Here is a 26,734-nt window from a genome sequence, read left to right on the forward strand (position 1 = left end):
ACTTGTTCAAATTAGGTATTTAGTCCTATTATATTCTTGGGCGAAATCAGTAATGGAGTTGATAAGGAAATGGCTCTTGTTAGGAAAAGATTGGGTGATTTGCTAGTAGAGAGCGGGATTATTTCAGAAACTCAGCTCCAAGAGGCACTTAAGGAACAAAGTAAAACAAAACAGAAGCTTGGGGACCTGCTGATTACGCAAGGATATATTACAGAACAGCAATTGATTGAGGTTCTGGAGTTTCAACTCGGCATTCCTCATGTTAGCTTGTTTAAATATCAGATTGATCCTGAAATAACGAAAATCATCCCTGAAAGCATGGCAAGACGCTACCAGGCCATTCCTCTTCATAAAGAGGGCGGGAAGCTTATGGTGGCTATGGCGGATCCGCTGGATTACTTTGCAATAGAAGAGATGAGAATGAGCACAGGGTATCGCATAGAACCGGCAATTACGAGCAGAGATGAGCTGCAGCGTGCCATTGCCCGTCATTATGGACTTCAGGATTCAATGAGTCAAATGATGACAGATATGCCGACAACCGAAGATATCAAGGAAACCGAAATTACGGATGAAGATTCGCCAATCGTCAGGTTGGTCAATCAAATGATACAGCAAGCGGTTCAGTTAAAAGTTTCGGATATTCACGTTGACCCAGGTGAGACGAATCTGGTTATTCGCTACCGGGTTGACGGTCATTTAAGAACTGAACGTGTGATTCCAAAGCAAATGCAAGGTTTTATTACAGCGCGTCTGAAAATTATGGCTAAATTGAACATCGCCGAACGAAGATTACCTCAAGACGGTAGAATCAAAATGCAAGTAGATTATAAGCATGTAGATATTCGTGTTTCCTCTCTTCCTACCATTCATGGTGAGAAAATCGTTTTACGGATTCTAGACTTATCAACCGGCGTTAAGCCTATTGAGCAGTTAGGATTCGGGGAGCGTAACATGGGTGTTTTTCGTGAAATGATTGAGCAGCCTTATGGGATTTTGCTTATCACAGGTCCTACTGGAAGCGGGAAAACAACGACGCTTTATTCCGCATTAAGTCATTTGAATCAAGAGAATGCCAACATTATTACGATTGAAGACCCTGTAGAGTACCAATTGGAAGGTATCAATCAAGTGCATGTGAACCCGACGATTGGCCTCAATTTTGCGGCAGGACTTCGCTCTATTTTACGGCAGGATCCGAATATCGTCATGGTTGGTGAGATCAGGGACTCCGAGACAGCAGAAATTGCAATACGTGCATCATTAACGGGTCACCTTGTCCTGTCAACCCTGCATACCAATGATTCCGTGAGTACGATAACTCGTTTTCGGGATATGGGAATCGAGCCGTATTTGATTGCTTCGTCCCTTATTGGTGTTGTTGCACAAAGGCTTGTTCGTAGAATATGTCATGAATGCAAGGTGGTTTATACACCTACGGAGCAAGAGCGGATCTTCATGAACAACAGAGGGATTCATGCCGAAAAGCTTCACAAAGGCAATGGCTGCGGCAACTGTAATCGCACCGGATATCGCGGGAGGTTAGCCATCCACGAGATTCTCGTCGTGAACGATACAATGCGCCAGTTGATTAGCAACAAAGCATCTGTTCAGGAAATGCGAGATGCTGCACTAGAGCATGGTCTGATTCAACTGATGGATGACGGGATTCAGAAAGTACGACAAGGAATTACGACATTGCAAGAAGTTATTAGAGAGACAGTTGCTTATTAACGAGAAAGGAGGTGTGGGAAATGTCAAATTCGTTAGAGCGGATCGTAAATTTATTGAGGACTGCCCATGAGTCTAAGGCATCTGACTTGCATCTCTCTGTAGGTTCGCCGCCAATCATACGCGTTCACGGCACATTACAGCAAGTTGGGAATGAAACGCTGCATGCTGATGATACTCGTTCCATGGCAGAGGCTCTTTTGAATGCTGACCAGATAGATCGATTTGATCAAGCTGGAGAGCTGGATTTTTCGTATGAGCTTGAAGGATGTTCACGGTACAGGATTAATGCCTATCGTCAAAGAGGTCGCGTCAGCGTCGCAATTCGAACGATTCCAACAAAGATTCCGTCTCTGGAACAGCTCCAGCTGCCTAGTGTGATTAGTTCATTAGCGTTGAAACCACAAGGACTTGTCTTAGTGACAGGACCAACGGGAAGTGGCAAATCTTCCACATTGGCAGCTATGATCGATTACATTAATCGAACCGAGAAGAAGCATATTGTAACGTTGGAAGACCCGATCGAGTTTCTTCATACGCATTCTTCATCGATTATTGACCAAAGAGAAGTAGGCAGTGATACGAAGTCTTTTTCAAATGGCTTAAGAGCGGCTTTGCGCCAGGACCCCGATGTTATTCTTGTTGGCGAGATGCGTGATCTTGAAACGATCTCGGCAGCCGTTACGGCAGCTGAAACGGGACATTTGGTCTTTGCAACCTTACATACAACAGACGCACCACAAACGATTGATCGCATCATCGATGCTTTCCCGGCGCATCAGCAAGGGCAGATTCGTGTGCAGCTGGCAGCAGTTTTGGTCGGAGTCATCTCACAGCGGTTGTTTCCCAAGTCTGGTGGCCAAGGACGAACATGCGCTACGGAAATCATGATCAATACACCGGCAGTAGGCAATCTTATTCGTTCGGAGAAAATTCATCAGATCAAGAGTGTCATGCAAACTGGGCGCAGCTTAGGCATGCATACGCTAGACATGTCGATAAAGGAACAAATGCAGCAAGGACTTATTGATCCCATCGCAGCGAGAGCTTATCTTGCTGAGGGTGGTGTGATGTAATGTCAGAGTTCCTGTATGAAGTAAGAGGCAGCAGCGGTAAACAGGTAAAAGGCAAAATTTCCGCCACTGATAAATCAACTGCGGTCGAGGAGCTTCGCAAAAAGGGATATATCGTTCTCTCCGTAAAAGAAGAACAGTTCAAAGCCCTCAAAACGGAAATCTACATCGGTAATCCGGTAAAAACGATTCACTTTATCGTGTATTGCCGGCAATTTGCGACATTAATCAGGGCAGGGGTCAATATCGTGGAAGCAACGTCGATTTTGGCTTCACAAACTGAGAGCAAGCCGCTTCGCAAGGCACTCTTGCAGGTTGCTTCGAATATTTCGAAGGGGGTTTCATTCTCAAGCTCGATCTCGGAGCATAAAAAGATTTTTCCGCCAATGTTTGTCAACATGGTTCGCGCTGGGGAAGAGACAGGTGACTTGGAAGGCACGTTGGAGCGACTTGCCAAATTTTTTGAGAAGGAGCATGTGACTCGGGAGAAGATAAAGTCGGCGATGACTTATCCGGCAACCGTGGGTGGATTGTCAGTTGTTGCGGTAATTTACCTTTTAAAATCAGTTGTTCCCCAGTTTGTAACCACATTCGAGTCCCTGCATGCTGAACTTCCTTTGATTACTAGAGTTGTACTGAAGCTAAGTAACAGTATTCAGCATCAGTGGTTGTTTTGGTTAGTTGGGGTGCTTGCCTTAATTACTGCTTACCAAGTGGCAAAGAGGTTTGAAGCAGGTGCTTATGGGATTGATTATATAAAGCTCAGAATACCTATTTTTGGTAAGTTGAAGCAAAAAGGTTCTATCGCCTTAATGACTCGAACGTTATCCTCATTGTATTCAAGTGCGGTTCCAGTTCTTCAGTCGCTTGCAATCGTAGAAGAAGTAGTTGGTAACAAGGTTATTGGTAGCTTTATTAAAAAATCGGCGGATTCATTACGACAGGGGAACCCGTTATCTGAACCGCTTAAGCAGTCCTGGGTATTTCCTCCTCTTGTTACACAGATGATTTCTATCGGAGAAGAAACGGGTGCTCTTGATCAGATGCTTGAAAAAGTGGCGGACTTCTATGAGATGGACGTAGAAAACACAGTGGATCGATTGAAGTCATTGTTAGAGCCGCTATTGCTAGTTTTATTATCTGGTTTAGTAGGATCAATTGTTGCTGCAATTATGCTGCCGATGTTTAGTATGTATTCAAATTTAGGTTAAAAAAATTATTGGAGGTAGACATTATGTTATTTAAAATGATGAATCGTCTTAAAAAAGAAGAAAAAGGGTTTACGTTGATTGAGTTGCTAGCTGTAATTGTTATTTTGGCTGTTATTGCGGCTATTGCTGTTCCTTATATTTTGGGTGTGATTAATAAGTCAAAAGCCGATTCAGATATTGCTACTGCCCGCCAAGTTTATGATGCTGCAAGATTATATGTTACATCCGAATTATCTGGGGATCCAAAAAATCAAACTATTGCTGTGAATGAAGATTCAAATACAAAAGGTTTAATTAAACAAGGTTATTTAGATAAGGGATTAGTTCTACCAAGTACAAAGGCTCCAATAAACGGAGGGGAAGTTAAATTCACTTCCACTGGAGAGCTATGGTATGTTTCATTAACTACAACAGCAGGGGGCACCAAGTATCTAAAAGGTACAGATGTTATTGCAAGTACAGGTGCTTTTGTTACGAGTACTCCTGATGCACCATAAGTATGCTCAATCAAAAGGAATCGGTCCATTCCGATTCCTTTTTTAAAATCAAAGAAAGCGACCCAAACATATGACACTCCTCATCGCAATCTACATTTTCATAATCGGTCTTGTACTCGGATCTTTCTTCAACGTAGTTGCGCTGCGAGTGCCGGCCAAACAGTCGGTCATCAACCCGCCATCGGCCTGCCCGAAATGCGGGACAAAGCTGAAATCCAGGGATCTCATTCCGGTGATTAGTTATCTTTTTTCCAGAGGCAAATGCAGACATTGTCAGACGAAAGTTTCCATTCTTTATCCCTTAGGGGAGCTTGCAACTGGGTTGTTATTTTTATGGGTATACATGCACGTCGGTATCACAGGAGAAACGTTGGTCGCTTTAACACTGGTAAGTCTTTTAGTTATCATCACGGTTTCAGATCTATCTTATATGCTTATTCCTAATAAAATATTGATAGTTTTCTTTCCAATTTTCATAGTTTTACGATTCATTTTTCCTGGAGATCAGGCTTGGTGGAGTTACGTACTAGGCGCTGTGATCGGGGGCGGTATTATCGTGTTAATAGCAGTTCTTTCACGCGGCGGTATGGGAATGGGGGATGCCAAACTCCTTATAGTCTGTGGTGCAGTCTTAGGCTTATCTCATATAATGGTTGCATTTGTTTTGGCATGTATGATTGGCAGTCTGATAGGTGGGTTGCTGCTTCTGCTAAAAATCACCAAGAGAAAACAACCGATACCATTTGGCCCGTCATTGGCGTTGGGCATTATGATTTCATACGGTTATGGATCGGATATGATAAAAGCTTACCTAACATTACTCGGATAGCAGGGTGTGATTAATATGTTCGGCTTTGGAACTAAGCGAATCGGGATTACGGCAGATCAAACGGGAGTCCGGTATGTAACTGTCAAAAAGAAAAAGTCGTGGGAAGTTGGATCGAGCGGATTTCTTCCCATCCCGTCAGGGATTATAGTTGAAGATCAAATTGTCAATTCGGAATCTCTAAGTCTTCAGGTTAAACAATGGGTAAAAGCAGAAAAGCTGAGGGGGGCTTCAGCGACCATTGCCATTCCGACATCGCAAATTATCATTCGTAAAATGCGAATTCCAAGCATTAAGCCGCAAGAGCTGCGTCAACTTGTAGAGCTTGAAGTGGAAACTGCGTTACGTCTGCCTTTTGAGGATCCTGTCTACGATTACATTAAGGTAAGCCAAGACGATGAGAGCACGCTGGTTCTCGTGTTTGCAGCTCCAAAAAAGCTGATTATGAGCTATGTAAAAGTGTTCGAGGATGCCGGAGTGCACGTGAAAGCGGCGGAGATTTCTGCCACTGCTTTAGTCAGGGCGATATCGTCGCAGCAGGAGGAGTTTTTTGAGGAATCCATGTTGGTTTCCTTAGATCGTGGCACGCTGGAAGTGTACATGCTGCAAAATGGCAATCCCATTTTTATGCGAACGATTAGTCTTTTTGAACACGATACAGCTGTTGATGATGAATTAACGCCCGATCAGATTGGGGAAATTATTGCTGAAATATCCAGGATGCTGAGTTTTTATCAATACAGTATTCAAGAGGGAAAAAGCCGGATTTCTCATATTATTGTGACGGGTGCGAATCAAAGCAGAGTTCAGCTGCATTTGGAGCTTGAGCAGGCTCTTTCTGAGCTGAAGGTGGAGATGGTCGATTTTGATTTATATGCGAGCCGACTGTCAAAAGATTTTAGTGCTAATGCGTATCGTGTTGCAATCGGGGTCGCTTTATTTTCCAAGCAAAAAACGCAAATCAACTTGCTGCCGCATCGGAAAACGGAGACGAAAATCAAGCTTCTATTAGCCGTTTTGGGCATGATAGTGTGGGTTGCCTGTGCCGTATTGATAGGTACAAATTATTTGGAAAATCAGAAAATATCAGCTCAAAACGCGTCAAGACTAACTGCTCTCAATGCTCAAAAATCAGCTGCGGAGGCAAAATTAACCTCAAAGCCAGCATCTCAGGGGGACCCAGGGGCGTTTATTACAATGACGAGGGCGAACCGAAAAGATGTTGTCGCAATGATCGGAGATATTAAGAAACCGTTGCCGGTAGATGCTCAAATTAGCACCATTTCCTATTCATCGGAATCGCAAATCTCTTTAACTGTTGTTTTCGCGAAGATGGAGGATTCGGCCCGCTATTTATTTGACCTGCGCAAGTTGTCTTTTGGTGAAAATGCCAATCTTCAGTCAATTACCGAGACGACGATTGGTACTACAAATGCAGCGGTGAGTGCTGATACACCAACTCCTACTGACCCAACGAACCCTGTTGCGAATAACCCAATTACCACTACGGCTAAGCAATATACAGTTAATTACTCAATAGCGTTCAAAAAAGCCACAGCTGCAAAAGAAGCGGGAACTAAGGGAGCTGGAGAAGCGAAAGGAGAGGTGGCTACGAATGTCCAACAAAAATAATGCGAAGTCTCTTTTTCTATTTCTCTCGGTCCTGTTGTTTTTAGGTCTTTTTGCTTTCTATTATTTCATACAACTGCCTTCTACCAATAAAATTAAAGCGCAAGAAAACGAAATGGCACTCGTGGAAAAGCAAATACAGATTCTAACGAAGAAGTTAAGTGAGAAGAAAGAGGATGTAGGTCCGTCTTTAAAAGACATTCAAGCCGCTCTTCCATTGTGGGACAATACGGAGCAGCTAACGCTGGATTTAAATCAGATTAAAACGAGCTCAAAAGTTACTTTCAACTCTATTTCCTATGCGGTGAGTGACAAGAGCACGCAAACGCAACAGACAGATGCGAACAGTAAAAATCCGTATCCGAATGTCAGGGAAGTCAGAGTGACGACTTCAGTTAGCGGGAAATTTAATGAAATTACGGATGCCATCACACAACTGCAAGCTTTACCTCGATTAATTCGTGTGGATACGATAAACTTCGGAAATTTGCCTAAGGATACATCGCGAAAACTGACTGTAAATCTAACGTTCACAGCTTATTTTGACCCATCCTACAAATCAAGAGTCGATAAAGTCGAACTTCCTTATTAGTTTGCTCAATATTTTCCAATTAGCAGACCTAGTTCCCTTGAGTGGACCGCCAGGGCACTTCCCTGGCGGTTATTTTTTTTCAAACTTACAGTGTTTGTCCAAAAGTCCCTTCAAATAGCAATTCGTTTACGGGACGACGATTAGAAGGAGCTTCACGCTCTTGAAAGCGTTCAGGCAAAGCTTCAACAGGTCCGCGATAGCCAATCGCAATCACGGCATGCGTTTGATAATCCTCAGGAATTTGAAGCGTTTCACGCGCTTGATTATGATCAAAGCCACCCATAGCATGTGTGATTAATCCTTGATTGTTAGCTTCTAGCGCAAGGTAACCCCATGCTGCACCTGCATCGAAAGCGTGACTCGGGGATGTATTCCCGTTGGATGCCTTGGTATAGGAAATGACTAGAGCAAGAACAGGTGCTTTCTCACACCATTCGCGGTTAGCAGGGGCAATAAAGCTGTGAAACTTGGCTAGCTGCTCTTCCGTACGCGCAACGATGAACCGCCATGGTTGTATATTACTGCCGGACGGTGCCCAGCGTGCCGCTTCAAACAAGCTAAGGAGTACATCTTCGGTAACCTCTTGCTTTGTGAATGAGCGAGGTGACCAACGGGTCAGGAATTGCGGATTGATTTCGTGATCCGGTTGGCGATTGGATTCGACTTCGGCGGGTAAAGATGTTGTCATGATGAATTCCTCCTTATTTATATACTCTTCCTGATTTTACCTGATTTCTTCGTACAATACGAATTTTTGAAAATAACCGTGCTCGGTATGTGTTTACCCTATTATGGAAAAGCTAGAGGTTGTGAAATAAAAGTACCGAGAGAGGTGCGAGGAACCGTGAATTTTACTAGTCATGATGTTGTGATCATTGAAAGAGCTTTGAGAACTGCGATGAAACATGATTTGGAAGAGCACCGTTCTAGAGATTATCAGGAAGTTTTGTTGAAAATGCAAGAAAGTGCTAGCCAAGCCTTTCAAGTTAATGCCCCAGTTGCGAGAGCTGATCACGAAGGGATTCGGTATGATTACGATGATTCATCGGATCTCATGTAGACATACGAGCATAGTCATTGGATTAAAATCAGAGATCGCCTTACGATTCATTAGCCCCAATTCCTGGGGCTTTTTTATTTTGCTGTAGACGTTTATAATAAGGGGAACAGTCGTTCTATAAGGGAGGGGTTAACCTTGCTTCGAAAGAAAAATCTTTCACAACTAATACAAAATTTAAGAGCAAATGAAAATATAATTAATTGGCACGAAGTCGAACCCATAGAAGCGAAGACCCGGCCTATGCCTGAAAGCGTGGACGAACGCATCAAGGGTGCCCTGACGAAAAGGGGAATCGAACAACTATACAGTCACCAAGCAACAGCGTACGAGACTATCAGACAGGGTGAAAATGTAGTAGCTGTAACCCCTACGGCTTCAGGTAAAACGCTTTGTTATAACCTCCCAGTTCTACAGGCTATCGCTGAAGACGACGCCAGCAGGGCGCTTTACCTTTTTCCTACGAAGGCTTTAGCACAAGATCAAAAAAGCGAACTAAACGAAATAATTAACGAAATGGGAATTGATATAAAAAGCTTTACCTACGACGGCGACACGTCCCCGGCTATTCGGCAGATTGTAAAGAACGTAGGCCATATCGTTATTACGAATCCCGACATGCTGCATTCGGCCATCCTGCCTCATCATACGAAATGGGTAAGTCTATTTAGTAATTTAAAATATATCGTTATTGACGAACTACATACATACCGGGGCGTCTTCGGCAGCCATGTAGCCAACGTAATACGCAGGCTACTGCGTATCTGCAAATTTTACGGCAGCAATCCGCTGTTTATCTGTACGTCGGCGACGATAGCAAATCCCAAGGAATTGGCTGAACAGCTTACAGGTAAACCTATGAGGCTAATAAACGACAATGGCGCACCCAGGGGCCGTAAGCATTTCGTATTTTATAACCCGCCTATTGTTAACAAGCCACTGAACCTACGGAAAAGCGCGACGGTAGAAGTAAACCAGCTGGCGAAAGAATTTTTATCGAATAAAGTACAAACGATCGTTTTTGCCCGCAGCCGCGTAAGGGTAGAACTCATATTAAGTCATTTACAAGAACTGGTTAAAAACGAACTAGGGACGAAAACCATAAGGGGATACCGGGGCGGCTATTTGCCAAGCCAGCGTAGGGAAATTGAACGAGGGTTACGTAACGGGGAAATCCTGGGCGTAGTAAGTACCAATGCACTGGAATTAGGCGTAGACATAGGCCAGCTGCAAGTTTGTATTATGTCCGGATATCCCGGAAGCGTCGCCAGCACCTGGCAGCAAGCAGGTCGGGCTGGAAGGCGACACGGTGAAGCCTTGGTTATTATGGTAGCCAGCAATACACCGATTGACCAGTACGTAGTCCAGAACCCAGAATACTTTTTCGAACGTTCCCCAGAGTCTGCCAGAATTAACCCTGAAAATTTGCTGATCCTGGTAGACCATTTACGATGCGCTGCGTATGAACTTCCAGTAAAAATAGGGGAGGAATTCGGGCCGTTAGAGATTACCGATATACTGGAATATTTGGTAGAAGAGAGAGTACTTACCCAGGCTGCCGATTCATTTTATTGGGCTAGTCAATCGTTTCCGGCACACGAAGTAAGCTTACGGTCTGCCGCTCAGGAAAACGTAGTCATTGTTGACCAATCGGACGTAGCGAACGTAAAAATTATCGGTGAGATGGACAGATTTAGCGCTATGACTCTTTTACATGACGAAGCGATTTATTTGCATGAAGGTACACAGTTTCAAGTCGAAAAGCTGGACTGGGAACATAAAAAGGCATATGTACGCGAAGTAGACGTGGAGTATTACACAGATGCGAACTTGGCCGTAAAGCTGAAAGTTTTATCTATTGACCGTATAGCCAAAAGGCAAACAACTTCCATAAATTTCGGAGACACTGCGATAAATGTTATGGCAACCATGTTTAAAAAAATACGGTTAACCAGTTTTGAAAATATTGGATACGGGCCTATCAAACTTCCAGAAGAAGAACTTCATACCAGCGCGACATGGATTGAAATAAAAGAAGTAGACCCCACTGTAGAAACAAAAACGTTGGAACAGATACTAATGGGAATTTCCAACGTGATTAGGCATATCGTACCCATTCACGTAATGTGTGACCGCAGCGACATACACGTAATTTCTCAAATCCGGGCCGAACACTCCCAGCTACCAACAATTTTTATTTACGACCATTACCCAGGCGGGATTGGATTAGCGGAAGACGTATTTCAACGCTTTGATGAGATAAAAGAAGCAGCCAGGAGTCTGATTCGAAAATGTCCATGTGACGATGGCTGCCCGTCATGTATTGGAACTGAAATAGAGGGGATGGATGCAAAGAAAAAATCCCTTCGAATACTGGAGGGATTATAGATGTATGGTTTTGTACCCATGTTCAGTAAAACCCATCTGAAAACGCTGGATGGCGGTGCCCGATGAGCGGGCTCCGCGAAAAGCTCGGCCGCCTGCGGGGATCCGGGGCGGCGCAGGCCGCTCCGCCGTCCGTGCCTGCGGCCGACGACGAATGGGCGCAGATCGGCGCCCATATCGAGACGAGCCAGGCCGGCTCGTTCGTCATGCGGCGCCGGGTGTACGGCACAGACAGCGTGCACGGCAAATATCGGCTGCGGGAGCTGGCCGATTGCGCGCAGCAGCTTGTCTGCTTTCACGACCGCGGCGCTGCCGTCCGGCATGACGCGCTGCTTTTCTTTGACACCGAGACGACGGGGCTCGGTGTCGGGGCGGGCAACGTGCCGTTCATGGTCGGCATCGGCTATTACACCGGTGAGCTGTTCACGGTGGAACAGCTTCTGATCCGCAATCCAGCGGAAGAGCAAGCCATGCTTGTGTATTTGCAAGAGCTGCTCGACCGCTTTACTCATATTGTGTCCTACAATGGCCGGACTTTCGATTGGCCAATCTTGAAGAATCGCTATGTGCTCAATCGGCTTACGCTCGATGATTCGAATCTTCTGCAGCTCGATTTGCTATATCCTTCCAGGAGTTTGTGGCGGAATACGCTGCCCTCCTGCCGTCTGAGCAAGGTTGAAGAGAGCCGTCTAGGGTTTGAGCGTGTGGACGATGTGCCCGGCTCAATAGCGCCTACCCTTTATTTTCAGTATTTGGCAGAGAAGAATCCATCTGTCCTGCAAGGTGTGTTCGTTCATAATGAGCATGATATTGTTACATTGGCAGCGCTGGCCATCCATTTTTCCAAGCTGCTAAGCGGAGAAATAGAACCGGCAGTTCCTTTTACGAACGCTGAGGCTGAGGCTGGGGAGAATACCGCACACTACGCTGATATCGAATTAGAAGAGCTGTTTCGTACGGGTCTTTGGCTGGATAAAATGGATCGTTCAGAACGTGCAGAGACGTTCTTTCAAGATTTATATTCGCGACTAATGAATGACCCGAAACCTGCAAATTCAATCGAACATGAATCGGCGATTCTCCAGCTAGCTGGCTTTTATAAGAAAAAAGGTGAATATTCCCGGGCTGTTGATCTCTGGAAACGTTGGATTCATATCAAGAATGCAAGCCTTGCGCTGCAACTTGAGCCGTATTTGGAGTTAGCCATGTATTATGAGCATCGGGAGCGTAATTTTGCGCAGGCCATTTTTTACGCAGAGGAAGCATGGGCCAAACTATGGCGCAGGCGCTCCCTGCACCGTGGCGATCGGAAGCAAAATGAGATAGAGGAAGCTTTAGAGAAGCGTATCAGCCGTTTGAAAAATAAAGTGAGGAAAACCGAGAACATGGTGCCTCACGAAGGTTCTCACTCGAAACCCAAAACTCGCAAGATGAAGCCGATGTACGCAAGTGAGGGATTAATCTAAGTCTTGCCCGCTGCCGTTTACTTTCCCTATCAATTGGTTATACAAGGTAGAAAAAGGCAAGGAGAATATGTTATGCCTGAGCTACCGGAGATGGAGACATATCGTCAGCAGTTAACGAGACTAATCCAGAACTCGCCAATTACAGGGGCGGAAGTCACACGTCCCAAATCCTTGAATGTGGATCCGGATCGCTTTATCCAGAAGCTAACCGGCAATCGCATTGTTCGAATCGAGCGCAGAGCGAAGCATTTGCTGTTTCTTTTAGGCTCGGGTGAAGTATTACTTCTTCATTTAATGCTCGGAGGCTGGATGTTCTATGGGACGGAAGAGGAGAAACCGGATCGAACATCGCAGGTCGTGATCCATTTTGGCTCGCAGCACTTATACTTCATCGGATTGCGGTTAGGCTATCTACACATGCATACGATACCTGAGGTTGAGAAGGTATTAAGTAAATTAGGTCCTGAACCTTTGGATCCTGGTTTTATATTGACCCGATTTCAAAGTCTGCTCAAAGGGAAAAATGGCAATCTGAAAGTGTCGCTAGTTGATCAATCCTTTTTATCAGGAATCGGGAACTGTTACTCGGATGAGATTTGCTTTATTGCAAGTATTTTGCCTATGCGTAAGCTTTCATCCTTAACGAATGAGGAGCAAAATCGGTTATTTCAAGCGATGCGTACCGTTCTTCTTGAAGCTATTCAGTATGGTGGCTATATTGATGAACCTTTATTTGTTGGAGATCGTTTGACGGGACAATTTGACGCGAAATGCCGTGTATATGACCGTGAAGGCGAGCCCTGCTTACGTTGTGGTCATCCACTATTGAAGACAGAAATTTCTAGTCGCAAATGCTTTTATTGTGCGAACTGTCAATCGTGAAAGGGCTGAAGGGTCATGTACGTTGGTGCCCATGTGAGTACAAGGGGCGGATATAGCGGAGCAGCCAAAACGGCGCTAGCGATGGGGGCAAATGCTTTTCAATATTTCCCGATGAATCCGAGAAGTCTATCAACGAAAATAGTAAATGTGCGGGAAGCTGCATTGTGTGCGGAATTTTGCCGAGAGCATGATATGTTGTCTATTGGGCATGCACCGTACCCGTTGAATCCAGCGGCAGATGCTGCTGAGCGCGATGTAATGGTGAGTTTGATAAAGAACGGGCTTGAGATTACAGAAGCATGCGGATCTGTCGGTCTCGTGGTGCATTTTGGCAAATATGTTGGAAAAGACCCGTTACAAGGTTATAAAAATATAATACAATGTTTGAATAGCGCCACTCAAGGCTATGAGGGGGCGTCTTTCATTTTGCTCGAGAATCAAGCCGGTGAAGGCTCACAGCTTGGTCTTACATTGGAAGAGATGGCTCAGGTACGGAAACTGTGTCAGCGCCCGGAGAAAATTGGCTTTTGTTTGGATACGTGCCATGCTTTTGCCAGCGGTTTATGGACGAGCCATGGATGGGGTGAGCTGGAAGCTAGAGGAGAAATGCTGGATTATTTCCCCCATTTGAAGGCTGTTCATCTGAATGATTCCCTTCATCCTTATGGTTCGCGCAGAGATCGTCATGCGAATATTGGAACGGGATATATCGGTCTTGATAATTTTAGACAGATGCTGTCTTCAGCGTTTTTAAGACATATTCCGGTTGTTCTCGAAACGGGAAAAGGGAGCAATGGCACTCATTCTGAGGAAATTGCTCTCGTGAAAACTTTATTCAGTAACGCTGACTGACGATCCGTAGGAACAGGAAGGGAAGGAAATCCAGCGATGATTCATGTATACTTAGATGATCTGCGTCCTTGTCCTCAAGGGTTTACGCTAGCTAGAAATATACAGGAGTGTTTGCTGCTGCTCGAAGAATGTGACATCGATATTTTATCGCTGGATCATGATATGGGCTGGTCTACCGAGCAGACAGGCATGGATGTTGTGATTTGGCTCGTCCAGAAGCGAAAATTCCCGCGACAAATTTATATTCATACCTCCAGTCAGGCAGCCTGTACGGCCATGTATCAGAAGCTGTATACGGCCAAACCTGATGGAACGAGCATCTATCCTCACCGTGTTCCGGACGATTTGCTGTTGCAAATTGCACAGGGAAAATACAAAAGTGAAGTGTAATAAGAAAGGGATGTAGCCTGATATGATTCATTTATCGCATATTCATTTTATTCGAGGCGAACGACATATTTTAAATGATGTGAATGTACATATTCAACCAGGTGAACACTGGGTATTGTTAGGTCGTAACGGGTCAGGCAAAACAACATTGCTCGAGATGATGAACGGTTACGAATTCCCGAGTCGGGGAACCGTAGACGTGTTAGGAAACCGATATGGCCAATGCGATGTGAGAGAAGTTCGTAAGAGAATTGGTTATATTTCACAGTCGCTTATGGAAAAACTAAATCTAAGCGATCCTGTTATTGAAGTTGTTGCTACCGGAGAGTATGCCTATCTCAGATTTTATCAAGAGATCCCGCAGGAAGTTTTGGATCGTGCCATGGTTATGCTGGAGCGGGTACGAATTCGTCATTTGGCTCATCAAACATTAGGCAGTTTGTCGCAAGGTGAACGGAAGAAAGTGATGCTTGCTAGGTCCTTGATGATGAAGCCTTCCCTTTTGGTTTTGGATGAACCTGCTGCTGGCCTGGATTTATACGAGAGAGAACGCTTTTTAAGAGATGTTAATGAACTTAGCAAGCAGGACATTACGGTCGTCTATGTGACGCATCATATTGAAGAAATTATTCCGTTAATTACGCATGTTGCCATCATCGAACAAGGGGAATTAATTGCTGCTGGGCCTAAGAAAGAGGTGCTGACGCCGGAAAATATCCGCAAAGCTTTCGACGTGGATATTGAATTGGAATGGTTTCAGGATCGACCGTGGATTAAGGTTTTGGATTAAAGAAATTAAAGAAGTTAAAGAAGATAAAGGATGCGGCTATGACACAAATTACGACATACATTGGTTCTTCGAATCACGGGTTTGCACAGTACGCGCAGGATGAAATCCGTAAATTATTTCCGCTGACCAAGTTCACCTTACTTGTGCCAACTGAAGTTTTTTTATTCGAAGTGCCATCAGGTACGGAAGATGCAGTAACACTAATAAAAGAACAAGAACCCATTTTTCTTAGACATATTCAGCCTGTTTTTCAGCAATGGGAGATTACAGGAACTGAAGCGGATCTTGAACATCTCAAAGGATGGTTAAAAAATGCACATGCAGAAGGGCTTGTTCACTCCGGTGAAAAAATAGCCATCCAAGTGCGTAAAGAAGACCGCGCTGATGTTCCCTACGCCCCCTTTGCAGTCAAGGCTGCATTAGATGAAATCCTTGTTTCGGAAGTTCATGCTGAACCGGTAGTTCGCTATGCTGACCAAATTATATCTATCTACATCAATGCGAAGAAACTATTTGTAGGGATATCTAAACCAGCCGATAATTTGTCGGATTGGTCAGGCGGCGCCATTCGTTTTATGAAGGAAGAGGATCAAATTTCACGCGCCAAATTCAAGCTTTTGGAAGCGGAGCAGCGATTTGGCATTGATTTTAGTGTCGCAAGAACGGCACTTGATATCGGGGCTGCTCCAGGTGGTTGGACTTCGTTGTTATTAGAGCGCGGCTTGAAGGTTACGGCCATAGACCCTGCAGCAATGAGTCCAAGACTGCTTGGCAACCCTAATCTCAAGATTTACAAGAAAAATGCAAGCGATGTGAAGCTTCGGGATCAAGAGTTTGACTTGCTTGTTTGTGACATGAGTTGGGATCCCCGCCAAATGGGACGTTTGGTCGCAGATTTGCTATATTCCCTGCAAAGTGGAGGCACGGCGATTATTACAGTCAAGCTGATGCATAAGAAACCGTTCCAAACGGTTCGCGATATTTTACGAATACTAGAGCCATCTCTTTTCCTTCTTAAAGCGAAACAGCTGTTTCACAATCGGGAGGAATTGACGCTTTATTTGCAAAAGATGTAGTTCTTCTGGAAAATAATGTAGATTTTTGTCTAAGCCCCTTTTATAATCAATGTAATTATTACTTGATGAAGGGGGCTTTTTTATCGTAAGCCATAAGAAGAATTGGATTGGAACTTGTATCGGTGGAAGATACCGCATGGAATCTTTGCTAGGGCAAGGAGGGATGAGTCAGGTTTACTTAGCAGAAGATCAAAAGCTCAAAGGAAAGATGTGGGCTGTTAAGGAAGTCCTGCCAATTGAACAAGACGGGGCATCCTTCCTGGAAGAAGCAGAGATGCTCGCAAGGCTTCATCATCCCCAACTGCCGCAGTTGGTTGATTATTTAATAACGGAAGATGGAACAGGTTTTTTGGTTATGGATTATATTCAAGGACCAACGCTTCAAGATTTATTTGATGAAAAAGGGCGACAACTATCTACGGCTAAAGTCGTCCAGATCGCTTTTCAATTATGTGATATCCTGCATTATTTGCATACATTCCAGCCTCGACCGATTATTTACCGGGATCTCAAGCCCTCCAATATTATGTTGAATGAGCAATCGCAAGTCCGGCTAATTGATTTTGGCGTTGCGAGACATTTTACACAAGGCAAACAGACCGATACCATGCAAATGGGGACGATTGGCTTTGCTGCTCCTGAGCAATTTATGGGTTTACAAACCGATGCGCGTTCCGATTTATATTCGCTTGGTGCCATGCTTTACTACTTATTAACGGGTGGTCAGTATGCCTATCTCATCAACAAGTCTTTGGATCAATTAAACCCTGAACTTCCCGAAACACTTACTTCAACAATACGGCTACTCCTGCAAGAGAATCCTCAGCACCGCTGCCAATCCGCCATGGAAGTGAAGATGAGACTTCGTTCCATATCCCCCGATCCCGCACACACGACAGATTATCAAAAACATTCCAATCCAATGCCGCAACAGGATAAATTAATTGTAATCGGAGGTCTTTTTGCAGGTGTAGGATCGACATTTCTGGCAGTTACACTAGCTAGAATTTTAAATGCCCTCCACATTCCTAACGCGCTTGTAGAACAACCGACCATTGAACCTGATTTGTACATGCTTTTATACGGAGATCTGAAAGCCCCTAAGAACTACAATTTTGCCGCTCATTCAATGAGAGTGCAAGATCAGAGTTTAGCTTCTTCTCCGTGGGATAAAGGGTATTCAACATGGTTCCCAGCTCATCCTGACGGATATCATGAAGAATGGCAGCCAGCAGACTCATTTAAGCTTCTACATATGATCAAAAAGCCAATCGTTCTATGGGACATATCGACTCAATGGGAGCATCCTTCCGTTCAGGAACTCTGCCATAGTGCAGATGATATTATCGTAGTTCTCGATGCTTCGCCGGGCAAATGCAATCGGCCTAGCTCACGTGCTAATTTCGAGCGCTTTAATTCCTATCAACTGCGTGGGAAAAAAGTACACTATATTGCTAATGGAAATATGCAAAATCACTTTCAAAAGGAATGGATGGCATCGCTCCCAGCGTCTCCATTGTGCACAATGCCGGAGCTTTCTAGAGGGGAAGTCATGCGTTCGGTATGGAAAGGGGAGTGCATCCAGGATCGCCCTGAAGTGTTAGAACAGTTAATGACGGCGTTGTCACCACTTTTGAAAGAGCTCCTGCCAGAGAGTCGTTTACTTGTTAATGAAGGCAAGAGGGCGAAGAATTCATTATTTTCAAAATTAAAAAAGATTAGCAATCGTTAAGTTATAGCCAATTTTGACCAAACGGATGAGAAATATGCTATGATATTGCATGATTAAACAAGCTTGAATGCAAAGGGGCAGTTAGTTATGGAAAAACGATTTGCCAGAGAATCCAGGTGCTTCAAAACATCACGCATTTTTCCCACAGATGTGAATAATCACAACACGCTGTTTGGCGGAAAGCTGATGTCCTACATTGATGATATTGCTTCGATTGCTGCACATAAACATTGCCGGAGATCCGTTGTAACGGCGTCAACCGATTCGGTTGACTTTTTGTATCCGATTCATACTTCGGATTCTGTCTGCTTGGAGTCATTTGTGACTTGGACAGGGAAAAGCTCAATGGAGGTTTTTGTGAAAGTCGTTACAGAGGATTTGAAAACCGGAGAAAGAAAAATTGCCGCGACTTCCTTCCTAACCTTTGTTGCTTTAGATGACAATAAGGTACCGGTTGAGGTGCCTCATGTCATTCCGGAAACAGAGGAAGAGACGAAGCTACATGAATCGGCGCCGCAGCGGGCAGAGATGAGACGTATTCGCAGAGGTGAAAGTAAAAGGCTTGCTGGATTTTTCACGATGAAATATCCTTGGGAATAAAAGGGATTGATTTTTCGGTAAAATGTGGTACAATTTGGATAAATTGTTGGACGAGCGGAAGCACCGCTGGTTTTGGAGATCATCTCTGAAATCGGCGTGTGCTTTTTTTGTTTTTCCTTCAAGGAGAAGGAGGATGATGCTTTGAAAGCTGCTACTGCGATTCGCCTGGCGATCGTACTTGGGGTGGTTGGTCTTGTATTAATCGGCAGTGGCATATACAGCCAATTCTCTTGATTTTAGAGCATATAGGAGGGCGACTGAGTGAAAAAGTTTCAACTTTATGTATTAGATGATGACGAGGAATATGCGCAGCGACTGGCGTCCTATATACGTGCCTCCGAATTCGGAGAACGCATGCAGGTGAAGCTTTTTTCGAAAGCAGAATTGGTCTTGGAAGTTCTTGAGGCCAAGCAAGCTGTAGGCGTGTTGTTGGTGTCGGAGACATATTATCGTCTTCTTTTAGATCGGAGAACCAACCTCCACAAGATGATTTTAAGCGAAACGATAACGAACTCATTGGATGCAGAAACGAAGGTTCCATTTTTGTACCGGTTTCAATCTTTGCACCATTTGCTTACACGACTTCAGGCTTTCTATGCCGAAAAGCTGAATGAGGAGAGAAGCAGTTACGGGACTAATAAAACCAGTGTCATCTCCGTCTATAGCTCAAGTGGAAATAGTGGTAAGACGTTGACGGCTATTCATCTGGCCAAACAGCTTTCTTTTCGTGGCGAGCGAGTTTTTTATTTAAGCCTGGAGTCCGTTAGTTCAACTTCACTTTGGCTGAAGGGTGAAACAGGGCGTTTTTCACAATTAATATACTACTTGAAAAGTTCGCCTGAATTACTCGGGCCTAAGCTGCAATTACTGAAATCAGTTGACCCGCAATTGCGAATTGACTATTTATCGCCTAATGATCAGATCAGGGAGATGCAAGAAATAAGCGGAGAACAGATTCGAATTCTCATCGACGCTCTTATTTTATTGAATGAATATGAGTACATCATTATTGATCTAGAAGCTTCTGTGCATCCTCGAATCGTAAAAGGACTGGAAGTCAGCGATCATATCATTTGGCTGGTTCGAGATGATCTGAATGATGTTTATAAAACGAAGGTGTTGTATAAGCAAATGGGTGCGATGCACAACGTTCATTTTGTAATGAATAAGTATACTGGCATGCAGACGAACGATTTCTCGGAGCTTGGCCGTGATATTGCTTTTAACCTTCCTTATATCCCGGAGTGGAAAAGTATTAGATCTCCAGAGCAGATGTGGGCATCCAGTTTATTCTCGGAACAGGCCTATGAGATGGCTGCGACTCTTTATATCATCAAAGGAAATCCTGCTTCAAGCGCTGAAGGGGCTGTAGCTTCTTGAAACAAAGTCAATTCGTAACGTTGAAGCAGCAGATTAAAGAAAAGCTTGATCTTTCAAGCACGGTCAGTGATGCCAAGTTGATGGAGCTTATTGAAGAAGCAATTTTTCTTGCATCATCGGAGGGAAAATGGACGTCGAACGAAATACATGCGTCAGTTAAGCGTATGTTTGACTCATTTCGAGGTTTGGACATCTTGCAGCCGCTTATCGATGATCCCTCTGTTACTGAGATTATGGTGAATGGGCATGAACATATATTTTTCGAGCGGAGAGGAGCCGTTGAGCGATATGCATACTCTTTAGAAAGTGCGGAGAAGCTTGAAGATCTCATTCAGATGATTGTGTCTAAAGTGAATAGAATCGTTAATCAATCAACACCAATTGTCGATGCCCGGCTGCAGGATGGATCAAGGGTTAATATTGTGCTTCCGCCAGCCTCATTGAGTGGACCGACGCTGACAATTCGTAAATTTCCTGAGAAACCGCTGCTGATGGAAGATCTGATTCAGATGGGGAGCATTTCTGCGGAGGCTGCAGAAGTACTTCAGGTGCTGGTTGAGTCCGGATATAACATTTTTATCGGAGGTGGTACAGGTTCTGGAAAAACAACTTTTCTTAATGCGTTAAGCAGCTGGATACCTGCTCATGAACGGATTATTACGATTGAAGATTCGGCAGAACTTCAGATACAAACCGTCCCCAACCTGGTCAGAATGGAAACCAGAAACGCCAATACGGAAGGCAAGGGTGAAATTACCATTCGGGAGTTAATTCGCGCCTCGCTCCGGATGCGGCCTAATCGAATTATTGTTGGGGAAGTTCGTGGTGCTGAAGCGTTAGATATGTTAGCTGCGATGAACACTGGGCATGATGGAAGCTTAAGTACAGGGCATAGTAACACCTCAGTAGATATGCTGAGCAGACTTGAAACTATGGTGCTAAGTGGCGCCTCCCTGCCGATTGAGGTTATCCGTAAGCAGATTGCTTCGGCACTCGACGTGATGATTCATATCAGCCGAATTCGTGATCGAACCCGAAAGGTGACAGAAATTCATGAAGTCATTGGAATGAAAGATGGTGAGGTTCATCTCCACCCGTTGTTTTTATTCGAGGAAAGAGGCGAAGTGACAGATTCTAAGGTAACTGGGGAGCTTATGTATACAGGTAACCAACTCCAAAGCATACACAAAATACGTATGGCTGGAAAAAGACTGCCAACTTGGTTTTCACACAGAAAGGAAGAGTGTGGAACTGAATGAAAATTATAATGCTTATAATCCTGACGGGAACAATCAGTTGGATAATTTTGTTATTTTTGGAGAGACGTCGGCAAAGCAGTGATCCTGCTGAGAAGAAGGTTAAAACTCGAAATGTGCACCATCCCCAACGCCATTCTGTCTTCACATTAGTTGATTACAATTGCTATCAAATGACTCCTCGTGAAAAATTAAGCGCCATCCTAATGCTCGCCTTGCCTGCTTTTGTTGTAGGTTATATTTTCTATAAAAGCTTCGTTCTTGCTGCCGCATTTTCAGCAGTCGGACTGATGTTTCCCCGCATTCGCAAACAGCAATTAATCCAGTTACGCAAAAATAAACTGTTTGTTCAATTCAAACAAGCGCTCAGCTGTTTATCCTCTTCCATGGCCGTAGGCAAATCCATTGAAAGTGCTTTTCAAGAGGCACTAGAAGACTTAAAGCTGCTTTATCCTGACCCTGATTGTTTAATTGTTACTGAATTCAGCGTTATATGCCGAAAGGTTGAGAACGGCGAGCCCATAGAGGCAGCGCTGAAGCATTTGGCGGATCGCAGTCATTTAGAAGATGTCATCAGTTTCACGGACGTCTTCCATACCTGTAAGCGTACAGGCGGAAATTTGGTGGAGGTCATGAAGCGTACAGCAACAGTCATTGGAGAAAAACTTGAAATCACTCAGGATATCAACGTCATGATTGCACAGAAGCGGTTTGAGTCGAGGGTGCTACTGTTTGCTCCCATTGTCATTGTTGCCGTACTTGCCTTTTCATCACCGGAGTATATGCAGCCTCTTTATTCAGGGAGCGGGACTCTCATCATGAGTGCGAGCCTGCTTTTGCTGGGCGGATGTTATGTGCTCACTCAAAAAATTATGAATATTAAGGTGTAGCATGTGGATCAATTATTTGCTCATATTCGAAATGCTGGTAATTCTCATTTTGCTGCTGTGGGGGCGCAAACGATATGCAGATATCATTACTGCTCATCCCTATCCCTTTCGGATCAAATTACTATTTCCTTGCAGTTATATAATCGTTGATCAGCTGCGTTTGATGGAAAAGTTGCCGGATTTCACGTCCAAAATCCACCATAATTTAATTAAATTATATGGCAGAAGTTTATCAGCTTATGGGAGTAAATGGTTTTTTGCGGAGATTATTTCGATGAGTTTGCTATGTATTGTGATTGTCACTCTTTTCTCGACGCTTGCAGGGGGCGATGCATCACTCTTGGGTTTTGGTTTCATCGTTGCGATAGTTCTTCCAATGCTCATGGTGCGCGATTTGGATGTGAAAATTAGAAAAAAACAACTTTTAATGATCATGGAATTACCTGAAGTATTAAGCACAATCGTGCTGTTGGTTAATGCAGGTGAAACCGTCAATCGCGCATGGATTCGCTGCGTCGAGGTTAGACCTCATAAAGCGCACTCACCGCTATACATAGAACTTGCGCAAGCTGTTCACGAACTGGAGATGAACGTTTCATTTTCAAAAGTGATGGAAGACTTTAGCAAACGTTGCGCGCTGCATGAGGTATCTTTGTTTACTTCAGCTATGATGCTCAACTATAAACGTGGAGGCAGTGATTTCGTAGCGGCGCTTCATTCGCTATCCCTGGAGCTTTGGCAGCGCAGAAAATCGGTTGCGCGAACGTTAGGAGAGGAAGCCTCCTCTAAGCTTGTTTTTCCCATGGTGCTTATTTTTGTAGTGGTGATGGTAATTGTGGCCATGCCGGCATTACTGATTATGAAATAATGGAGGTAAGAAACGATGAGAAGCATGATGGAAGGGTTGAAATCATTTTGGAAAGAGGAAGATGGACTCGGTACTTTAGAGATTTTATTGATTGTTGCTGTGCTTGTTGCCATAGCAATTATCTTCAGAAAGTGGATAGTCTCGTGGTTTCAAAAGCTGATTGGGGATGCCAATTCTGACCTCAAAGACAATAGTAAGGTGGCTCCTTGTGCGCCAAGTCCAACAACTAGCTGTGCGCCATAGCCGCCATAACCGCAGACAACACTTTAGAGATGGTGAACAGGGAAGCTTTACATTAGAAGCGTCCCTAGTTTTACCACTCATCTTATTTTGTACAATTACTGTCCTTTTCGTTAGCTTATACGCTTATCAAAAAGTGTACCTTCAACAAATCGCTAGAACAGCAGCTGAACGGTTAGCTTTTACTTGGGATAACAGCCACAAAGATTTGGTGACAGGCAACTTTAACCCCTCGGAGACGGATGGTCTTTACTTTCGACTTACACAAAACCACGTATCCGATTTATTTGGAAGACTAGTGTCGAACGAATCATCTGAGATTGCACTTCCATCGGGAGCTGCTGGCGATCTCGTCGAGAGAAAGCTGGCTAAATCGTCTGAATTGCTGCCCAAAGGTGTTACGGGATCAGCTAAGTTTTCTAATTTTATTCTAGACCAACAAGTCGAAGTGAAACTCCAAAAACCATTTCATATCTCGCCTGTTATGAGCAAATGGTTTAGGGCTAATCAAACAGGCGGAACTGCTGTCTCGCACGTGGTAGAGCCGGTTGAGCTTATCCGATTAACGGATATTACACGGACGTATTTTAAAACGATCAAGGACCGGATTTCTCCTCAAAAAGCACGAGAGGCGCTTGCAGAACCTACACAAGGTAATTTGTCAGGTCCGAGTATAACGATTAAGTCGGAACGGCAGGCTGCGGCGTATTTGCGATCTTTGGTTAATGGCACGGAGGTGGTTTTGATGACAGAGTCCGGTAAAAGCAGAACAGTCGACGCGTTGGATGCTCGCGGGATTGGCCATCAAGCCTTTTATAGTTTGACAGAGGCTCAGCTTCGAATGGAGCAGCTTCCTAAGGATCTCGAGCTTATCCAACAAGGCACACAAGTGAAGGGTGTTGTATGGCATTTCTTTAAAAAAGATGCCGGCGGTAAAGGTATGCCCTCCAATGCTTTTCGAAAAGAGCTTGAGCGGAAAGGGATCGTCGTTGTTATTCATAATTAGAATGGGGGGAGTTTTTGAAGAGATTCGTTCGATCAGAAAGAGGGGCCGTTTCCGTCTATCTGATTCTAATCATTGTGCCGGTCTTTTTATTTCAAGCGGTACTCATTGATTTTGCCAGAATTAAATTGGCGGAAAAAGAGACCGAATCAGCGGTCAAGGCCGCTGCGCGCTCAGTGATGTCATCTTTTGATACAAAACTTCAAGCGATGGGCTTATATGGGCTGGGGATCTCACAAGAGCTATCAGAGGAAGTATTTCGAACCGTTTTTGCTAATAATTTATCAAGTCAAGTTTCGACAGGCGCTTTTCATTATGTGGATACTAAACCTATCGATCATGGAGAACGTGTGACACCTGTTTATGCATTAGCCAGCCATGAAATTTTTGAGCGTCAATTGTTGGAGGATATGAAAATCAAGGCCCCAATCGAGTTCATGCTGGAGATTACGGATAAATTTCGCAAAACAGGGACGAAAGCTCCCTTTCAGTTTGGAAGCCAATTCTCTAAGGAGGCTGCTGAGTTAGAGAAGCTTATAGATCAAAGAGAAAAACAGTTGGATGAAGCTTGGCAGAGCAGTGAAGAGCTTTATCGCAAAACGAGCCTAATTCATAGTAACTATCAAACCCGTATCACGGAATTGGACAGTCTAGCCTCCCAAATTGGCATCCATACTGCAGATGAGGTGCGAAATGAAATCGTTCAAGTAGAAAATCAGCTGCAATCTGTCCAGGCATCGATAAGAGACTTGGATATGTCCATTGCCGCGATCAGCCGAGCAGGTTCTGGCGGTTTGGCAGGCATGCAGGCTATTTTGGAATCCCGTCATGCATTAAGTACTCAAGCTCAGCAACTATCTCAAAAGCTGAATGATCTTCAAAATTTGCTGCAATTAATTATTAAATATGTGGCTCTCCTTGCCGCTACAAAGCTCGAGGCTCTGGCAAATACCAAAGAAATTGGGTTGTTGCAGCAGGCGATTGAGCCAGCATTACGTACGGCTAAGCAGCAAAATGATGAAATTCGCACGAAGCTTAATGGGATTACTTCACGACCTAATACAGAGGGGACTAGTGCAAACGAAGTTTTTCAAAGTGTTTCTGTGCTGGGCGATGAATACTTCTATAAGTACCAGACAGCTGTTGCAAGCATTACAGCCTTATTTACAGCTTTTCAAGAGGTAGTTGACTCCGTACAACTTTATACTGCTGAAAATACAAACAAAGCCAATCAGGCTAATGATGCTCACTGGACGGAATCGCAAGAATTTTATAACAAGCAAAGCGTATTAGAGAGAACGAGAATGGAACAAAACAGTGCGGTCTCAGCGAATAAACAGCAGCAAAAAAGTAAGATTCAAACGATTTTGAATCAAGCGAAGCAATCGATCGGCGGATGCAGCTTAGTGAATGCTCAGAGTAGTGACGATGAACTTTATGATCGTCTTCAAGGTACCGGTTCACAATCATCTTCATCAACCAAAGGTTTCTACCAGAAGTATCGGGAGGCTAATGCGCAGGAAGCCACTATCGGCAGTGAAGTTGCTTACGATCTAGAGAAATCTGAGCCGGTTAGCCTTAAAGCAATGGATATGCTTGCAGCCTTCAACAATGCGGCGGAGGTTATGCGTAACGAGCTATATGTGAATGAATATGCGCTTACTAAATTTAATTACCGGACGATTGGTTTGGAAAAAGATCAAACAGGCAGTCCCAAAGTCTTAAGTAATCGAGCAGACCCGAGAAAACACTCGTTAGCAAACCAAGAGGTAGAATACTTACTATATGGATTCTCCTCCTGTTCAGCGAATATCTCATCGGCGTATGCGGAAATGTTTTCTTTTCGCCTGGCAATTCGTACCGTTGAGGCGCTGCTCGATCCGAAAAAAGAGCTGCTTAATATTGGCTCTCCGCTGTTGGTACTTCTGGCAGCAGCAGCAGAAGGGGCCGTTTTGGCTTTCCAAGACATGACAAAGCTGGTGAATGGAGAAGCTGTAGAGCTATCCGCAAAAATAGCAGCCCCAGCCTTAAGTTTGACTTATAAGGATTATTTACGGGTCTTTATGCTCATACATAGCAATAACACGAAGCAAATGGCTAGAATGCAGGCGCTCATAGAGCTTGAAACCGGAAGGGATCTAATGCAAGCTACGACATATTTGCAGGGTAACGCCTCAAGTGATATTAAGCTGTGGTTTATTTCTCAAATCATGAAACTGCTGGATGGGAGCGGGTTATTAGGCTGCAAAGTGATAGGGAATCGATGCCAATTTTCTAGCTCAGCTGCAGTAGCGTATTGAAGGTTGGG

Annotated in this window: 25 protein-coding genes and 1 pseudogene; 25 read left to right on the plus strand and 1 reads right to left on the minus strand. The window is 44.2% G+C overall.

Annotation, left to right across the window (positions count from 1 at the left end; all coding sequences use genetic code 11):
- The first annotated feature begins 69 nt into the window (after window positions 1–69).
- The 8 genes and pseudogenes from ACKTT9_RS15760 to pilO all read left to right on the plus strand — a co-directional run bounded on the left by ACKTT9_RS15760 (window position 70) and on the right by pilO (window position 7,559).
- Entirely contained in the window at window positions 70–1,734 is a 1,665-nt protein-coding gene (locus ACKTT9_RS15760) for a GspE/PulE family protein (protein WP_127451699.1), read from the plus strand.
- 20 nt (window positions 1,735–1,754) lie between these two features.
- Complete coding sequence (locus ACKTT9_RS15765; protein WP_407872294.1) at window positions 1,755–2,807, plus strand: type IV pilus twitching motility protein PilT; 1,053 nt, start codon at window positions 1,755–1,757, stop codon at window positions 2,805–2,807.
- On the plus strand, window positions 2,807–4,015 hold the full coding sequence (locus ACKTT9_RS15770) for a type II secretion system F family protein (protein WP_407872295.1): 1,209 nt from the start codon (window positions 2,807–2,809) through the stop codon (window positions 4,013–4,015). Before ACKTT9_RS15765 ends, ACKTT9_RS15770 begins: the two co-directional genes overlap by 1 nt.
- A 23-nt stretch (window positions 4,016–4,038) precedes the next feature.
- Window positions 4,039–4,512, plus strand: a complete 474-nt coding sequence (locus ACKTT9_RS15775) for a type II secretion system protein (RefSeq protein ID WP_407872296.1) — start codon at window positions 4,039–4,041, stop codon at window positions 4,510–4,512.
- Between the two features lie 70 nt (window positions 4,513–4,582).
- A pseudogene (locus ACKTT9_RS15780) lies at window positions 4,583–4,801 on the plus strand (prepilin peptidase); the annotation flags it as partial.
- Window positions 4,802–4,834: 33 nt separating this feature from the next.
- The gene (locus ACKTT9_RS15785; protein WP_407873049.1) at window positions 4,835–5,341 is read left to right on the plus strand and encodes a prepilin peptidase; all 507 of its coding nucleotides are present in this window, start codon (window positions 4,835–4,837) and stop codon (window positions 5,339–5,341) included.
- A 15-nt stretch (window positions 5,342–5,356) separates the two neighbouring features.
- Complete coding sequence (pilM, locus tag ACKTT9_RS15790) at window positions 5,357–6,970, plus strand: pilus assembly protein PilM (protein ID WP_407872297.1); 1,614 nt, start codon at window positions 5,357–5,359, stop codon at window positions 6,968–6,970.
- On the plus strand, window positions 6,954–7,559 hold the full coding sequence (gene pilO, locus ACKTT9_RS15795) for a type 4a pilus biogenesis protein PilO (RefSeq protein ID WP_407872298.1): 606 nt from the start codon (window positions 6,954–6,956) through the stop codon (window positions 7,557–7,559). Before pilM ends, pilO begins: the two co-directional genes overlap by 17 nt.
- Window positions 7,560–7,644: 85 nt before the next feature.
- Here the strand turns inward: pilO and ACKTT9_RS15800 are convergent, their stop codons facing one another.
- On the minus strand, window positions 7,645–8,247 hold the full coding sequence (locus tag ACKTT9_RS15800) for a nitroreductase family protein (protein ID WP_407872299.1): 603 nt from the start codon (window positions 8,245–8,247) through the stop codon (window positions 7,645–7,647).
- Between the two features lie 156 nt (window positions 8,248–8,403).
- Here ACKTT9_RS15800 and ACKTT9_RS15805 point away from each other — a divergent pair, with 156 nt between their 5' ends.
- The 17 genes from ACKTT9_RS15805 (at window position 8,404) to ACKTT9_RS15885 (ending at window position 26,726) form a co-directional block, all read left to right on the plus strand.
- Complete coding sequence (locus ACKTT9_RS15805) at window positions 8,404–8,619, plus strand: hypothetical protein (RefSeq protein WP_246068986.1); 216 nt, start codon at window positions 8,404–8,406, stop codon at window positions 8,617–8,619.
- Between the two features lie 135 nt (window positions 8,620–8,754).
- A complete protein-coding gene (locus ACKTT9_RS15810; RefSeq protein WP_127451715.1) occupies window positions 8,755–11,004 on the plus strand; it encodes a DEAD/DEAH box helicase in 2,250 nt (749 codons plus the stop codon).
- Window positions 11,005–11,066: 62 nt separating this feature from the next.
- The gene (locus ACKTT9_RS15815; RefSeq protein ID WP_407872300.1) at window positions 11,067–12,467 is read left to right on the plus strand and encodes a ribonuclease H-like domain-containing protein; all 1,401 of its coding nucleotides are present in this window, start codon (window positions 11,067–11,069) and stop codon (window positions 12,465–12,467) included.
- 72 nt (window positions 12,468–12,539) lie between these two features.
- A complete protein-coding gene (locus ACKTT9_RS15820; protein ID WP_407872301.1) occupies window positions 12,540–13,349 on the plus strand; it encodes an Fpg/Nei family DNA glycosylase in 810 nt (269 codons plus the stop codon).
- 15 nt (window positions 13,350–13,364) lie between these two features.
- Window positions 13,365–14,201, plus strand: a complete 837-nt coding sequence (locus ACKTT9_RS15825; protein WP_407872302.1) for a deoxyribonuclease IV — start codon at window positions 13,365–13,367, stop codon at window positions 14,199–14,201.
- Window positions 14,202–14,237: 36 nt separating this feature from the next.
- The gene (locus ACKTT9_RS15830) at window positions 14,238–14,591 is read left to right on the plus strand and encodes a cyclic-phosphate processing receiver domain-containing protein (RefSeq protein ID WP_407872303.1); all 354 of its coding nucleotides are present in this window, start codon (window positions 14,238–14,240) and stop codon (window positions 14,589–14,591) included.
- Window positions 14,592–14,613: 22 nt separating this feature from the next.
- Window positions 14,614–15,381, plus strand: a complete 768-nt coding sequence (locus tag ACKTT9_RS15835; RefSeq protein ID WP_407872304.1) for an ABC transporter ATP-binding protein — start codon at window positions 14,614–14,616, stop codon at window positions 15,379–15,381.
- Window positions 15,382–15,419: 38 nt separating this feature from the next.
- Window positions 15,420–16,457, plus strand: coding sequence for an SAM-dependent methyltransferase (locus ACKTT9_RS15840; RefSeq protein WP_407872305.1), 1,038 nt, complete (start codon window positions 15,420–15,422; stop codon window positions 16,455–16,457).
- 136 nt (window positions 16,458–16,593) lie between these two features.
- A complete protein-coding gene (locus ACKTT9_RS15845; RefSeq protein ID WP_407872306.1) occupies window positions 16,594–18,189 on the plus strand; it encodes a protein kinase domain-containing protein in 1,596 nt (531 codons plus the stop codon).
- 87 nt (window positions 18,190–18,276) lie between these two features.
- Window positions 18,277–18,789, plus strand: a complete 513-nt coding sequence (locus tag ACKTT9_RS15850) for an acyl-CoA thioesterase (RefSeq protein WP_315949596.1) — start codon at window positions 18,277–18,279, stop codon at window positions 18,787–18,789.
- A gap of 261 nt (window positions 18,790–19,050) precedes the next feature.
- Window positions 19,051–20,169: a hypothetical protein gene (locus ACKTT9_RS15855; protein WP_407872307.1), complete on the plus strand. Its 1,119-nt coding sequence runs from the start codon at window positions 19,051–19,053 to the stop codon at window positions 20,167–20,169.
- On the plus strand, window positions 20,166–21,428 hold the full coding sequence (locus tag ACKTT9_RS15860) for a CpaF family protein (RefSeq protein ID WP_407872308.1): 1,263 nt from the start codon (window positions 20,166–20,168) through the stop codon (window positions 21,426–21,428). Before ACKTT9_RS15855 ends, ACKTT9_RS15860 begins: the two co-directional genes overlap by 4 nt.
- A complete protein-coding gene (locus ACKTT9_RS15865; RefSeq protein WP_407872309.1) occupies window positions 21,425–22,315 on the plus strand; it encodes a type II secretion system F family protein in 891 nt (296 codons plus the stop codon). Before ACKTT9_RS15860 ends, ACKTT9_RS15865 begins: the two co-directional genes overlap by 4 nt.
- A 49-nt stretch (window positions 22,316–22,364) precedes the next feature.
- Window positions 22,365–23,183 (plus strand): type II secretion system F family protein, encoded by an 819-nt coding sequence (locus ACKTT9_RS15870; RefSeq protein WP_407872310.1) that lies wholly within the window; start codon window positions 22,365–22,367, stop codon window positions 23,181–23,183.
- 15 nt (window positions 23,184–23,198) lie between these two features.
- Window positions 23,199–23,426, plus strand: coding sequence for a Flp1 family type IVb pilin (locus ACKTT9_RS15875; RefSeq protein WP_157324758.1), 228 nt, complete (start codon window positions 23,199–23,201; stop codon window positions 23,424–23,426).
- Complete coding sequence (locus tag ACKTT9_RS15880; RefSeq protein WP_407872311.1) at window positions 23,392–24,429, plus strand: TadE/TadG family type IV pilus assembly protein; 1,038 nt, start codon at window positions 23,392–23,394, stop codon at window positions 24,427–24,429. The genes ACKTT9_RS15875 and ACKTT9_RS15880 overlap by 35 nt, the downstream gene beginning before the upstream one ends.
- Before the next feature lie 14 nt (window positions 24,430–24,443).
- A complete protein-coding gene (locus tag ACKTT9_RS15885; protein WP_407872312.1) occupies window positions 24,444–26,726 on the plus strand; it encodes a TadE/TadG family type IV pilus assembly protein in 2,283 nt (760 codons plus the stop codon).
- Window positions 26,727–26,734: the final 8 nt, after the last annotated feature.

The organism is Paenibacillus sp. P36, from assembly GCF_045866505.1.
Lineage (GTDB): Bacteria > Bacillota > Bacilli > Paenibacillales > NBRC-103111 > Paenibacillus_E > Paenibacillus_E chondroitinus.

What these genes read in the sequence shown, in the direction of transcription:
- ACKTT9_RS15760 (WP_127451699.1), top strand. Translation starts at nt 70, where the DNA reads ATGGCTCTTGTTAGGAAAAGATTGGGTGATTTGCTAGTAGAGAGCGGG.
- ACKTT9_RS15765 (WP_407872294.1), top strand. Translation starts at nt 1,755, where the DNA reads ATGTCAAATTCGTTAGAGCGGATCGTAAATTTATTGAGGACTGCCCAT.
- ACKTT9_RS15770 (WP_407872295.1), top strand. Translation starts at nt 2,807, where the DNA reads ATGTCAGAGTTCCTGTATGAAGTAAGAGGCAGCAGCGGTAAACAGGTA.
- ACKTT9_RS15775 (WP_407872296.1), top strand. Translation starts at nt 4,039, where the DNA reads ATGTTATTTAAAATGATGAATCGTCTTAAAAAAGAAGAAAAAGGGTTT.
- pilM (WP_407872297.1), top strand. Translation starts at nt 5,357, where the DNA reads ATGTTCGGCTTTGGAACTAAGCGAATCGGGATTACGGCAGATCAAACG.
- pilO (WP_407872298.1), top strand. Translation starts at nt 6,954, where the DNA reads ATGTCCAACAAAAATAATGCGAAGTCTCTTTTTCTATTTCTCTCGGTC.
- ACKTT9_RS15800 (WP_407872299.1), bottom strand. Translation starts at nt 8,247, where the DNA reads ATGACAACATCTTTACCCGCCGAAGTCGAATCCAATCGCCAACCGGAT.
- ACKTT9_RS15815 (WP_407872300.1), top strand. Translation starts at nt 11,067, where the DNA reads ATGAGCGGGCTCCGCGAAAAGCTCGGCCGCCTGCGGGGATCCGGGGCG.
- ACKTT9_RS15820 (WP_407872301.1), top strand. Translation starts at nt 12,540, where the DNA reads ATGCCTGAGCTACCGGAGATGGAGACATATCGTCAGCAGTTAACGAGA.
- ACKTT9_RS15825 (WP_407872302.1), top strand. Translation starts at nt 13,365, where the DNA reads ATGTACGTTGGTGCCCATGTGAGTACAAGGGGCGGATATAGCGGAGCA.
- ACKTT9_RS15830 (WP_407872303.1), top strand. Translation starts at nt 14,238, where the DNA reads ATGATTCATGTATACTTAGATGATCTGCGTCCTTGTCCTCAAGGGTTT.
- ACKTT9_RS15835 (WP_407872304.1), top strand. Translation starts at nt 14,614, where the DNA reads ATGATTCATTTATCGCATATTCATTTTATTCGAGGCGAACGACATATT.
- ACKTT9_RS15840 (WP_407872305.1), top strand. Translation starts at nt 15,420, where the DNA reads ATGACACAAATTACGACATACATTGGTTCTTCGAATCACGGGTTTGCA.
- ACKTT9_RS15845 (WP_407872306.1), top strand. Translation starts at nt 16,594, where the DNA reads ATGGAATCTTTGCTAGGGCAAGGAGGGATGAGTCAGGTTTACTTAGCA.
- ACKTT9_RS15850 (WP_315949596.1), top strand. Translation starts at nt 18,277, where the DNA reads ATGGAAAAACGATTTGCCAGAGAATCCAGGTGCTTCAAAACATCACGC.
- ACKTT9_RS15865 (WP_407872309.1), top strand. Translation starts at nt 21,425, where the DNA reads ATGAAAATTATAATGCTTATAATCCTGACGGGAACAATCAGTTGGATA.
- ACKTT9_RS15875 (WP_157324758.1), top strand. Translation starts at nt 23,199, where the DNA reads ATGAGAAGCATGATGGAAGGGTTGAAATCATTTTGGAAAGAGGAAGAT.